Origin of the sequence: Fibrobacter sp. UWB15 (assembly GCF_900177705.1) — a bacterium.
Lineage (GTDB): Bacteria > Fibrobacterota > Fibrobacteria > Fibrobacterales > Fibrobacteraceae > Fibrobacter.
Genome location: NZ_FXBA01000004.1, coordinates 25,782 through 39,582 on the forward strand (window position 1 = coordinate 25,782; position 13,801 = coordinate 39,582).

Consider the following 13,801-nt stretch of genomic DNA (forward strand, 5'->3'; position numbering starts at 1 on the left):
TTTAAAGCGCAGACATAGGTGTTGACATATTTGTCCACAGTAAAAGAATAAATACAGTCTTTTCCTTTTAGTTTAAGTTTATATTAGAACCGGTTAAGGATGTAGACTCGATGGGGGTGCGTATGCACAAGTTTTCCTCGGGTGTTATAGCGGTTACCATTATCGCTGGGATGTTTGGAGGTTGCTCGGAATCGCCCGAAAGTGGGTTAACTCCCCCCGCCGAGGGCGATTCCCCAGCAACGACTCTTCCGGATTCGTCAAACGCTGATTCTCTTCAGGAAATCAGCTCCGGAGCCATTGCTGGCGAAGTCAGCACCTATTCATCGAGCGGACTCACTGCAACAAGTTCATCGGACGTCTTGTTTATTAGCTCCTCCTCGTCCGGTGAACTTGTAGCCTCTCCAAGTTCTTCAAGCGGAACCGGATTTTCATATATTGCACCCGCAAATTTTACCGATACCGTAAACGGTGTCTTATTTGACATGGTTCATGTTCCGGGAGGTTCGTACACACGCGGGTGCGACAACTGCGCCGAACAAGACAAAATTTACGAGACTCCCGCGCACAAGGTAACCGTCAGCGACTACTTTATCGCCAAAACCGAAGTCACGGTCAGCCAATGGAACGCCGTCATGGGCGGCAAGAAAAACGCATGGGAATCAGAAAACGCCCCCAAAATAGGAGTAAGCTGGTTTGATGCGAACAATTTTGCTTGTAAATTAGGGCAATTGACAGGCAGGCAATACCGCCTGCTTACCGATGCCGAATGGGAATTTGCTGCTCGCGGAGGTAAGGATGGGATTGCCGACAGCTTCAAATTCTCAGGAGGCAACGCCATTGACGATGTCGCCTGGTACTCCGAAAACAGCGGCGGCACGGCACACGATGTTGCCACCAAAAAGCCTAACAAGCTCGGGCTTTACGACATGAGTGGCAATTCCTGGGAATGGGTGTACGACTGGCTCGTGGGCTATACCGCAGGCGACAAAGTCAACCCGGTACAACTCACGGGTTCTGGCAACAAGACGCGACGTGGCGGCAGTTACGGCGAACCTGCCGAATTCGCTCGGGTGAGCCGCAGGGCTATCCGTAGCCGCGATGGCGCCGCCGACATGGGATTTAGGCTAGGGGCCTCTACTGAACTTCCGCCGGGAATGATTAGCGCCTGCGAAGCGGCGAACCCGAGCGACGCGGTTTGTGCCGGAGACAAAAACCGCGACTGCCGCCTCATTACCGCAGCCGACGAAGCCTGGATCAGCGATGACTACACCGTTGTCATCGGCGAAGACGGAATTGCAGCCGTTTCAGGATTCCCGAACGTTTCTGGACAATGGTACACGCTCAACAACCGCAGCTTTAACGTGGTCACCAAAACCGGGACCAAGACGTACGCCTACTACGTATTCAGTCAAGATGAGCTCACCATGATCAGTGACGACGGCATTCCCTACCGACTGTACCGCCGTGCTGCAAGCGAAGCTAAGAACAAGGTAAGCCTTACGACCGTAAGCAACCCGAAAACATTGGAACAGTTGATCGCCGCCGTTGAGCCCGAGCGCCTCGTGACAGACGAACAGCTCGCCCACCCCGACACAAGCGTGCGCGACCCGCGTATTGCTGCCGCAAGTGGATACACCTGGTTCTTTGACGGGCGCTGTTGCGGAGGCAACCATAAGTACCGATTCCACCTCGACAAGAATGGTGATGCCGAATTCGTAGTCATGGATTACGACGATACGCACCACGAGAATATTCTCGCAAAAGGCCGCTGGTTCACTGTGGGTAACATCGGGCTACACATCGTGCTGAACGGGAAATACTTCAACTACCTCTACACCGCTGGCGAACGCACCATGAGCTACAGCGAATATATGCCCGCAGGCCCCATTTTCTGTCACATTTCATTCCAAAGTTATGAACGAGGCGACTTCCGCATATTCAACAAGACCCTTTACGATGACAAAATCAAACGTCCCCGCGGCTTCAACGGCGAAAATCCCGTTTACGAACCAGGAGATTATCAGTGGGGGTCATAATGCGCACGTACATTTTCATCTTTGCCACAGCATGTATTGCAGCACTCACGGCATGCAACGACAAAGTATCTAACCCCGATATTGAATCAAGCTCGTCCGACAAAGCCTCCAATCACTCCTGGATACCCGTGCAGTCGTCCGAGCAAGATTCCCCGGAATGGTCGTCCTCGGCAATGCCTTCTCTGGCAATGTCATCCTCGACCATTCCGGCATACTCTTCTAGCGAACATATTCCACACGCTCTGTCTTCGTCCGCAGAACCATATGTCGACTATTCCTCTTCAATCGAGGAATCTTCTTCGTCAGAAGTCATTGAACCCTCTCCGGAAATCGTTTTGGACAAAGACGGATTCGCTACCATCGCCGACGTCTACAAGAGTCTTGCCCCCGACGAAAAGGCCGTTTTTATCATCCGCCATTCCGAACGTGAAGACGACGTGGCTTTGGAAACTGAACTCACCGCAAACGGAATCCAGATGGCGCGGGATCTAGGGGCAACCCTCAAGAGCGAAGAAGAATTCTCGTACGTCACTTCGGGATTCGTGCGCACGAACGAAACCGCAAACCAAATCTCAAAAGGACGCGGCGAAGCGACGTCCCCGAAACTCATCACGAATTACGACATTACCGGCAATTGGTTTTTGAAAATTTCGGCCGACTCTCTCGCAAAGCAAGCGACCGCGCTCGGCCTAAAGGGCAGTTCAGTCGAACTGATGGCACGCTGGGCATACGAAGGCGGATACCCGGAAACATTTTACGAAATGGAGCCCCGCGCACAAGAATTCATGCAAGCGGTCATCCTGAAAAATTTATCCAAGTGGAAACGCATCACCATCATGGTATCGCACGACATCTTTGTGATGCCACTCGCCGTTTTCGGTTCGCAAAAGAACGTCGCTCTCAAATATTACGAAGATTACCACTGGATAAATTATATCGCAGGGCTCGCCATTATTGTAGACGCACAGAAAAACCTGCGGTATATTCCCGTAAAGGGCGCAGAATCCGGCGTCATTGACTACCTAGCTATCTATATGGCCGAGCATAAGATTTACACCAAATAGAACCTAGAACATTACCCTGTAGGGAATCTGCCTGTCGAAGCGGCGTCCCTTCAGGTCGCGGTATTCCTTATGCGTAGCCCCGCGCATGTCGGCAGGGCGTGCACGACGAAGGCCCCGTATCACGGTTGTCGAATCCGTCGCCGTAGAATCACCCGCGACAATAGACGTCGTGTCGGTCGCGGAGGTATCGCGCGCAGTCGTGTCCTGCGGCTGCACGGTTGAAGTATCTGCGCCGGCGGATTTTTCCACCAGCACCTCGACGCGGCCCGTATATTCGGTACCGTCGTTGCCCTTCACGGTGTACTTGAACGAGGCAAGCCCGCTGAAATTCGCCTTGGGCGCAAACTTTGCCGTATAGCCGTCACCCGCAAGTTCCACGGTTCCGTTCTCCGCAGCAGACACGCTGTAGGTCGGCGATACATCCTTGAACCCGCGCGTAATCGTGCGCAGGTCAAAATCGAGGGACTTGCCGCCCGCAGCCGTCGCATGCATGGCGCCCAGCCAGTTGATATATTTTTCGATGCGCACGTAGCCATCGCTTTCCTTGGTCATGGCATCGTCTTTTGACTTGTCATAACCAAGAGCCTCTTCGAAGTAATCCGGCATGCCGTCCTTGTCGGAATCGGTCGCGGCCTTCCCCGCAATCACCTCTCCCCAGCCGTTATTGGTTTTGATTCCCATGGCACCAACGCTTTTCACCAAGGCTCCTTCTTTCCCAAGTGTCCCCACCTGGCGCCATATCAGGGAATCAATATCGTCGTACGGGAGCACGCCGCTCTGCGACGTCACATAGCGCCACGCACTTGCTGCACTGAGCATCGGGCCCGATGTCGTAAGTTCGCTCCAGGGTTTCGCAAGTTCCTCGCCCACGCCCTGGTAGTAGTAAATACTCGAAGGCCCGCCATTCAGTTTTCCGTCGCGGTCCGTGTCGATCATGTTGCCACTCGCGTAGATACTCTGGTTCTTGTCCACCTGGAACCACGGGTTACTCCCCTTCGGACCATAGACAAAGTAATTATTCACGATATCGTGATTGAAATGCGTACTTGTATGCGTCGTGTAGCCCGCCTCGAAGTTGTAGAGGATGTTGTTCACGAACACATCGTTAATCTTGTCGAGCGGATTGCGGTTGTGCGTGTTCACAAAGGCATTGTAGTACCAGGCCCACGTGCCGTCCACCGATTCAATATGCGCACCGAACTGTTGCCCGATGGGGTTTGCAATCAGCGAGTTCTGCACCGTTATTCCCGTCACGCGATAGGAGGCATTGTCCGAGGAGCCGCCGAAATTATTCCACGGAGCAAGTTCCACCGAGCAGTGGTCCACAATCACGTTCTTGGAATCGTAAAGGTTGAGTGCGTCATCCTTCTCGGACGCGGTATTTTCGCCCGGACGGATTCGCAGGTAGCGGATGATGATGTTATTCTGCTTGCCGGTACTGAGCTTGCCGCCGTGAATGGCGATTCCCTCGCCCGGGGCCGTCTGCCCCGCGATGGTAATGTTACTCTTGATGGAAACTGCCGTCTTGATGTTGATGATGCCACCCACGTCAAAAACCACGATGCGGTTACCCTGGCTCACCGCATCGCGGAAAGAACCCGCACCGTCATCGTTCAGGTTCGTCACGTGATAAACGCTGCCGCCACGGCCACCCGTGACCTGCGCGCCAAAACCCAGCGCCTCCGGAAAAGCCAGCGGCTCGGCACCGGCCCCGATAAAACCAAACACTGTTAGGCAAAGCGCCGAAACTGTCGTTTTTGTACCAAACATTCCCATAATCGACCATCCTTTCATCTTATTATACTAAAAATTTATCGCGTCAGGTAAAAACCCCTATGTTTTCGCTGCTTCAAGAGGCGTCCCTGCGTGTCGTAAATGCGTCCAAGGCCATTTACATGCTTTCTCTGCGCACGCGGCCTTAACGATGTTGTCGTGGAATCTCCTGTCGCAGTCGAATCGCCCGCGACAATAGATGTCGTATCGTTTTCATCCTGTTCGCCCTGCGAGGCGTTCAAGGCTAGGCCCTGCGTCACGCCGATGTAGCGGCTAAAGGTATCGCCCGCGTTGTCCTTGAGCGTAAACTGCACGTAGCCCACACCTGCAAAGCTGTCGGCGAGTTTCACAGTCAACCTGGAACCGCTCACGGTCGCCGTCACGCCGCTCGGGGCCGACACGGTGTAGGTGCCGCCGTCGTAACCGCGGGTAAACTGCGAAAGGTCTATCACCTGGGTTTCGCCCTTCGCGAAGGTGTAGTGCGCGCGGGCCATCCATTCCAGGTAGCGTTCCAGTTCCGTCCAGCCGTCACCCAGGCGGTCCCTGTTCGCTTCGCTAAAGTCGCCGCTCTTCGACTTCGGATTGTACCCGTACATATTTTCCCACCAGTCCGGAAGCCCGTCCAAATCGCTGTCGTAATCGTCAGCCCGGATTTCGCTCGGGTAAGGCTCCCAGCCCTTGATGTTCGCCGAATCCTTCACGTCGGTTTCGCGGTCGGGAATGCCCGCCATGCCACCCACGGAACCCTTCATGCTGTAAGTTCCGTTCTTGGTCTCGTTTATCACGCGGGTGTCGTGATTGTCAAGTACCGGCATGCGCTGGCCCACATCGCTCAGCACATCCTTGTAGGCGGCCTTCGCGCTCTGGACAGTCGCATACGAGGCAAAGAAGGGCTTGCTGTTCCAGGGTTCCCAATCCAGCACCTGCCCGCCGGAAAGCGAATACTCGCGACCGCAATTGTCGTTGGTGCCGTCGCAGGTGAACTTGCCGCCCGCAGCCTCGAGAATATTGTTGTGGTAGTAATACGCCTGCGAGCCTTTGCCCGTACCTTCGAACTGCGCGCGCAATGTATAGCCGTGCAAGGTAGTGGCGGCGCCCTCCTTGTAGTAATTGCCCACGAAATTCACCTCGTGCGCACCGCCATCGGTCACGCGGCTCACCCAGTTATAGACAACGTTGTTGAATATGTCGAGGCGACCCGCATAGTAGCCGTTCCCGTCGAGGCCACCGCCCAGGCTCCAGTTGCGGCCCGCATTGTGCGCAAGCAGGTTGTGGTGGAAACTGCCGATATCGCCGCCGATGGTCGCCGCGTACCCGTGCCCCGTTCCCGCTGCATAGTTCTGGTGGTCCGCAATGTTCAAGGCTTCCGAAATCAGCGTGCGCTGCAGCGTAAGGTTCTTGCCGCCTCGGCTACTGAAGGCTTCGTCAATCGTCCAGCTGATGCTCGCATGGTCCAATATGCTGTGGTCGCCGCCGGTGAGCCCCATACCGTCGTAGGTGGCGCCGTAGCCCAGGCGCACGCGCATGAAGCGGATAACCATATCCTTGCCCGTGAACCCGATGGGGGCGCTCTTGATAGTTATTCCCTTGCCGGGAGCAGTCTGCCCCGCAATCGTCACGTAATCCTGATTGCAGACCAGGCGCGATTTCAGCTGGATCATTCCCGACACCTTGAACACGATGGTGCGCGGGCCAATTTCTGCCGTGCACGCCTCGCGCAAGGAGCCTGCACCGTCATCGTTCAGGTTCGTCACGTACACTACCTTGCCGCCGCGCCCGCCGACCGCATTGCGGCCATAACCTTCGGCACCCTCGAACGCGACGCGACCCGGCTTGAACGACCAGACATTCCCTGCCGTGACCGTTCCGTTCGCATCAACCTCATCTACGCGCCAGTAGTATGTCTGGAGCGGAGTCGTACCGCTCACCTTATACGAGTTTCCAGATTGTTCACCCTTGTAAACCGCAGTGCTCGAGGGCGTTGCCGCAAGCACAGCCGCCGAATCCGTCCCGAAATAGACGCGATGCTTTACGGCCGACTTCGCCGCCGTCCACGAAAGCGTCAGCGCTCCGTTTTCGTGCGGAGCGTGATAATCCAGATCCGCAGGCGAAGGCCCTGTCGCCTGTGCCGCCGCATTGGGCACGTTCAGTTCAAAGCCGTTCAGGGTAACCGTTCCCGTATTCAGCTTTATCGCGGTCGAGGCACCCGTACCGCTTACATTAAAAGTCACGTAGGCAATCGCCGCCTCGCCTGTCGAGAGCGCACGATTCGTGGGCTTGACCGACGCCTGCTTCGAGTTGTTCACATAGACATCGATGCTGTTGCTTACCGCCGTCCCATCGACATTGTTCAGGTACAAAAGGAGGCTGTGCGTCCCTGCCGCAAGATTCGAGAAGGTGAGCGTAATCGCCCCGCCGCCTTCGACCATCACGCCGTCGCACACAAGGCGCGCATAGCTCGGGGACTGCACCCCGGCCTTGTACCAGTTGGCCTTGAGGTTCGCGCTTCCGGCGACATTCACCTTCACGCCCGAAAGCGTCGTATCTTTCGAAGCGACACCCGAAACCACCCAGGGCACGTAATTCGGTTCCGTAACTTCGCTCGAATTGCGGCCGCTCATGTCAAAATCGACCTTGATGACGGGCGATGCGGCAAAGGCAAGCGCCGCCGAGAGGCCCAAAACGTGAACAGAGTTCAAACATCCCATACAAAGCTCCTTTCTGCCCACAAAAATACCCTCGAATTTGCTCCGGGGGTAGGGTAAAAGAAATTTCCAGTTGTCCGCGGACTACGGCGGGCACCTGCGGTGCAAAAAAAACGCCCCGGCTTCCGCCGTGACGTATCGTTTAGTTAGGAAACTACCGTTCTACTCTTACCTGCACCGCATTCTGCATCGTGCGACCATTGAACTTGACACGGACCATGTAGACGCCCTCGGGGAGAGCCCTGATTTCGCGGGACAAGTCAGACGCTCCTGCCGGAACATTTCTTGCAAGGCGCGCCACCTGGTGGCCAGTAATGTCAAAGAAATCCACCTGGGCATACCCCGATTCGCGGGCAATCAGCGTACCATCTGCAAGATTCAGGTGTATTCCGGCAGCAACGCGAATGTTACCTGCAAAGTCGTCTTCTGCGGTGTAATCGCCACGGGTAAGTCCCGTCGTTCCCGAAGAGTCTCCCGCGACTTCAGCGCTCAAGGTGTCTATCGCCGAGAGTTGCGTTGAATCCTCGAAAAGCACCACGCCTTCGACATCAAAACCGATCTGGTCGACGTTCGGTGCACCCGCCTCTTCCAGCGATTTCAGATAAAGCACATTCAACCCCTTCTGGAGCGAAACACCCACCGAGACGCTATCCCAGGTATCCCAATCGGCAGTGGGCTTGAACGTCAGCGAACCGACCAGGTCTTCATTCATCTTCACCATAATGCGACGCGTATCCGTTTTGCCGTGGGCGTAGCGCAGCACCATCGTTGCATTCTTGTATTCCTTCGGCGAAACCAGGTGGTAAATGCCGTAGCTATCGAGACTGTTTTCGAAATCGTAGAATCCCGTGCCGCGGAAATTCTCGTGGTTGTCGGCAAAGGCTCCCTTTGCATCGGTCGGTACCGCCGCCTCGATATCGCTCCGAACCATAAGAGGAGCAGGTCCCGATTCCACGACACTCAGGATGGTGAATTTTCCGTTGCGAGTCGCTTCGCCAAAGTCAGCATTCCCGCCTTTCGTCGTAATCGTATAGGTAAACTCGCCCTCGACAACGGGAGTCCCGCTAAAATAGAGCGATGATGTCGTCGCATTCCACACGGCCGTCACGCCTGCCGGGAGCCCGTCAACATTCGCCCCGTCCGCATGCTGGATCGCGAAGGTGAACGGGACAATCGAATCACCCTTCACAATCACCTGGCTCGAACTACCTGCGCCCTGCTTGACAATCGCGGCCGCCTTCGGCGTGTTGTCGCCTATCAGCACGATGTCCGGCTTCGGGAACTTGCCCTTGTTGCCATGCAGCCAAAAACCCAGATGCGGCGGCTGGTTGTAGGCAGTATTCTGCCAGCTCATGCCATTGCGATAAACCGGGTCGTGCGCAAGCGTGTACATGCGATGTTCGGTAGGCGTGGTCGTCGTGTAAACGTAAAGCTTGGAGGCTCCATCGTGCAAGATGACTTCCTCGCGCCAGTCGCCCAGAATGTCACCGCTGAAATTCGGTGTCGCCTTGGTGGTATTGCAACTGTTGCCCTGCATCTGGAAAAGCGTATTGCTCTGTTGCTTTGCATGGTCCCACTTGCTGATGGTCGTATTGTCCAACAATTCGTCAAGCAGGTCACCATCCCAGTAGATACGGAAATTGTAGGCGGGGCGCTTGTCGGCCTTCCAGATTTTCCCCTTAGCCGTATAGGTGTTCCAGTTTGCAGCAGACCAGAGTTCATGTCCGCGGCTGTTGGAATCAACATCGCCCGCGACACCGCGCCCGTTATCGCCCGAACTTGTTTCGTAGAAAAGCACCTTGCCAGTACGTGCGTCGTGCAAGTTGTAGCCGTAGGGCTTTTCCTCGTGGACCTGCCAAACCTCGAGGCCGTCGTTATCGGGGTCCAAATCGCCAAAGTGGATTGCATCACCGTGACCGTAACCTACACGGTACATGAACTTACCATCGTGATCGATAGCGCAGTTACCCTGCATTATTTCATCAAATCCGTCGCCATCCACGTCACCCGCCGAAAGGTTATGGTTCCCCTGCCCGTAGCATTCCTTGCCGCTCGTCGCCGAATTGTGGTACCAGCGCTGCGTCAGCGATTTTCCGTCCCAGTCGTAGGCCGTGAGCGCCATGCGCGTGTAATAGCCGCGCTGGAAAACCATGCTCGGCTTTTTGCCGTCGAGGTAGGCGTTTGTTGCGAGGAAGCGGTCGACGCGGTTCCCGTAACTGTCGCCCCAGTTCTTTACCGTACCGCGCCCTGGATTATAGGCGACGGTCGCCATTTCAAGTCCCGTTTCGCCGTTGAAAACCGTGAGGTATTCGTCACCGGTCAGAATGTATCCACTCGAATTGCGGTAATCGCTGGTATGTGCCGCATTGGCCGCTGCGCCCTTGCTCAGGTACTTTCCGCTGGCATCCTTCGTTCCCGGCGCTGTCTTTACGGCAAGTTCCGCCTTGCCGTCGCCATCGTAGTCACCCACGAGCATCTGCGTGTAGTGCGCCCCCGCACGGATGTTTACGCCTAGGTCGATGCGCCAAAGTTTTTTGCCGCTCATCTTGTAACAGTCAATGATGACGTTGCCCGTCTTTCCCTTCTGGGAATTGTCCTTGGAATTGCTCGGATCCCACTTGAGAACCAACTCGAACTCGCCATCACCATCCACATCGCCCACGGCAATATCGTTGGGACTGTAGGTGTAGTCGCTACCGCCTGCAGGCCTGTCCAGGTTCACCGTCAAGAACTGCTCGCCCCACACGGGTACGGCATCGTCAGATGCAAGTTCCTTGCCGTTTATGACAGCCTTTACGGAATACCTGCTCGAGGTTGTCCCTTTCGCGTCGGTATAGTTGCTCGCCTGTGTCCCGCTGAGGCTCGCGATTTTCTCGCCATCGCGGTACAGGTTAAAGCCCGTCTCGGAGCCCTCGGTCCCGAGGATGCGCCAGCTGAGGAACACGCGCCCGCCGGTCTTAACCGCCACAAGCCCGCGGTTCAGCCATTCCATCTGGCGAGCCGCCTGCGACATGCCCACTCCAAGCGCGAGCGAAAGCCCAAACATCCACAACTTTTTCATCATCCAATCCTTTTTTGAATTACAGGCCCCCGCACCACCGGGAACCTGCACCTATAATATATCTCCGGCACTCCAAATAGTACCTTCACCACCACACTTCCGGTTGTCCATAGACAACGGAGACAAAGGAGACAAGTTTCTTCGTGGGCACCTGCGGTGCTTTTGTTACTTCGCAAAAACGGGCTGTCGGACCTTGCGCAAACGCATTTCCTTTACCCGCGGGCTGTCCGCAGTTCCCAGAAGGCGACCGCGCACATCGTAAACCTTCGCACCACGCATATCCTGCAGGCTGCGTCCCGTTTCAACGCCATTGCGAACCGCAAACGACGTGGTCGAAGAATCAGGATCTTCCACCTGGATTTGCGTGCTGTCGCCCGCCACGCTATTCACGGAAACCGAAAGCAGGTCGACCACACTCTTCTCACAAGTAAACCCGAGCGACATCTCGGCAGTCGATGCGCCCCTGTTTACTGCCTTGTAGTGATATGCCTTGCCATCTTGCGCCGTGATGCGGGCCGAGTAGGTAACGACATCCTTTTCGCGCGAGACATCCATCACCACTTCGGCGTTGCGCATGATGCCAGCGAAATCGTCCCAGTTCCAGTCGAAATCGTAATCGAACGTCCCCGCGTTATCCATCGCAAAGGCATCGGCACGCAACAGTGTCGTCGCCCCGCCGGCAGTCGCACGCACAATGTAATTGTCCCAGTTGTTCACCTTGTTCGCATCAGCAAGCCCGTAAACCGGCTTGTTCCCGTAATTCATAAAGCGGAATGTTGCGCTAAAGTCGCCCGAGACCTTGTATTCAGCCGTCTTCTGCGCATTGAACGCTACATTGTATTCGCCACCGTCGTTTATCGTACCCGCCACGATGCGATTTTCAAGTGCTCCGTAGGCAACGCGGCTCAACTCGAGCGACGCCGCGTCGGCACCGAGCAAGATTTCGTAATCGCCAACCGGTGTCCCCGTAGCCGTAACCGCATACACTAGCGAGTCGGATCCATCCTTCGCCGCACCGCGCAAGAACGCATACACATTTATCAGGTAGCCGTCCTTTTCTGCACGCAGGCGGACTTTTGCTCCGTCGTACATCTTCTTGAAGGCATCCCAGTTTTCACCCCAGGCATTCCAGTAGTGCACCGTATTTTCGCCACCGAGCGTTTCCACGGAATAGCCGTCGGCACGCAGGTACCACATGTCGCCACCGTTCCTAAAGACGAGCACCCAGTTGTTCCAGTTTTCGGCTCCGCTCTTTACCTTGTTCCTGAATTCAAATTCCGCGACAAAGTTTCCGCTTACCTTCACGGACTCAAATTCGTCATAGGCATCCCATGCCGTGCTAAAGTCCTTTTTCCCAACGACCTTCACGCTGTCGCCGTAATAGCGGGCATCCTGCAGCACTTCGGTTTTCGGCACACGGTAACCCCAGAAGGCACGGTTCCCCGCCTTGTTCATCGCCGAGAACGTAAGCGTCCGCTTGCTCATATCGTTCTGCAACTGGTCAAGCACCACGCCCTCGTAGACAGTTCCACCCAGAGTAAGCGTCACGTAGCTCCGGCCCTTCGCATAGTCGTAATCCCAGGTTCCCGTGTAGGCGCCTGTCACCGTACCGTCGGCATTGAGCTGCATGTTCTGTTCCTGGTTCACCGCCACGGAATCTTCCCAGGTCTGCGGGTTGTTCCTGGGCGGGTTATGCATAATCACCTTGTACGGGCCCGCGATATCGCTGCGGCCGAGCGCACGCGCCGGTAGCCCGTAACCCTCGTGATACTCGAAAGGTGCCGCCACAATCCAGCCCATCCTGTTAAAGAACAGCTGGTGAGTCTCGACATTGTGCCAACCCGTATGGTTGTTGAACTTGCGGTGATAAACCAGGTACATACCGCCATCGTCGTCGCGCAACAGCGAATTGTGCCCGTCCGCAATTTCGGCACGGTCCTCGGCCCAGAAACTCCAGCGGTAATTCGCGACAATCGGGAATCCGCGGTCGGTATTGCCCCAATAGTTCAGGATAAACTTTTCAAAAATTGCAGGAGTCCCATCCACATCGACATAGGGTCCCTTCACGTCCTTGCTGCGGAACACGCGCATGGTGTAGCCGCCCTCGGGCGAATAGAACCCGTAACTCACGAACAGGTAGTAGTAGCCATTGCCGTCCGCATCCTTGAAATACTGGATGTACGAACCCTCGCCACTCACATAATAACCGCCACCCACGTGGATGCCCATGTAAGGGTCCTCGAGCATCGAAGTCCCGCTCCACTTGGCCGCGCCGTTGCTCCCGTACTTGTACGAATAGTCCCTGAGACCGGTAGACTCATCAAGCTTGACCAAGAAAAGCCCGCCGCTCCACGAACCGTACAGGAGCCACAGGTTTCCATCCTCGTCGTAGAACACGTTCGGGTCGATGCAGCTGGAACCATAGCCGCCATCCCACTTGCCCAAATTAGTGACACCGTTGTTCGCGATATAGTAACGCTCGTCAATTGTCGAAGAACCCGTCACCTTCGCGTAGTCGGCATTGGCGGCAGAACCCGCCGTCTGCTTGTCCATCCCGCCGTAGACGACCGCACCCTTGTACTCGTACGGCCCCTCGATTTTGTCGGATGTCAGGAGCACAATGGAACTTTTCCAGTCCTCGCCCGCCATCGAAAAGTACAGGCACCACTTTTTCAGCTTCTTGTTCCATACGATATCGGGCGCCCACAGGTTCCCCTTGGCGGTCGCGGAATTCGTATGTTCCGCATAGTCGGCTTCCGCCTTGAACACGCTGTAGTAATCGTCCCTGGCCTCGTTGCCAGTGACATACACCGTGCCGCCCCTCGAAAGCTGCGGCGTAAACGGGGTCCAGTCCAGCATATCGCGGGAATATGCCGCCCCGTTCATGGTCCCGAATATGTAATAATACTTCGTCCGCGACTTGGCCGCATCGTTTTCAGGATACGAATTCCCGCCCGCGTCCTTATAGACCACAATGACGGAAGGATCGTGAACGGCGACCGAGGCCGCAAATGCGGCAACAGCCGCGAGAGATAAGGCGACACACGCCGCCCTGAATGTTTCCAATACACCCATACCACACTCCTTTCCAGAGAATATATAAAAAATCTACACTTTTCGCAATTAAAAGTCAATAGTTTTTGCACTATTTAAGACAAAAAA

At 55.5% G+C, this 13,801-nt stretch carries 6 protein-coding genes; 2 read left to right on the forward strand and 4 right to left on the reverse strand.

The genetic code is table 11. The features are described from left to right. Nucleotides 1–122: 122 nt before the first annotated feature. Nucleotides 123–2,036: a formylglycine-generating enzyme family protein gene (locus B9Y58_RS07680; protein ID WP_073057650.1), complete on the forward strand. Its 1,914-nt coding sequence runs from the start codon at nt 123–125 to the stop codon at nt 2,034–2,036. Continuing rightward, the gene (locus B9Y58_RS07685) at nt 2,036–3,100 is read left to right on the forward strand and encodes a histidine phosphatase family protein (RefSeq protein WP_073057603.1); all 1,065 of its coding nucleotides are present in this window, start codon (nt 2,036–2,038) and stop codon (nt 3,098–3,100) included. The genes B9Y58_RS07680 and B9Y58_RS07685 overlap by 1 nt, the downstream gene beginning before the upstream one ends. 3 nt (nt 3,101–3,103) lie before the next feature. On the opposite strand, the gene B9Y58_RS07690 is transcribed toward B9Y58_RS07685, so the two are convergent. The 4 genes from B9Y58_RS07690 to B9Y58_RS07705 form a co-directional block, all read right to left on the reverse strand. Beyond that, nucleotides 3,104–4,876, reverse strand: coding sequence for an Ig-like domain-containing protein (locus B9Y58_RS07690; RefSeq protein WP_073057601.1), 1,773 nt, complete (start codon nt 4,874–4,876; stop codon nt 3,104–3,106). Between the two features lie 35 nt (nt 4,877–4,911). Beyond that, nucleotides 4,912–7,581, reverse strand: coding sequence for a hypothetical protein (locus B9Y58_RS07695; RefSeq protein ID WP_073057596.1), 2,670 nt, complete (start codon nt 7,579–7,581; stop codon nt 4,912–4,914). A gap of 151 nt (nt 7,582–7,732) precedes the next feature. Next, complete coding sequence (locus B9Y58_RS07700) at nt 7,733–10,642, reverse strand: rhamnogalacturonan lyase family protein (RefSeq protein WP_143154713.1); 2,910 nt, start codon at nt 10,640–10,642, stop codon at nt 7,733–7,735. A gap of 162 nt (nt 10,643–10,804) precedes the next feature. Continuing rightward, nucleotides 10,805–13,714, reverse strand: coding sequence for a glycoside hydrolase family 43 protein (locus tag B9Y58_RS07705; protein WP_073057594.1), 2,910 nt, complete (start codon nt 13,712–13,714; stop codon nt 10,805–10,807). Nucleotides 13,715–13,801 lie beyond the last annotated feature (87 nt).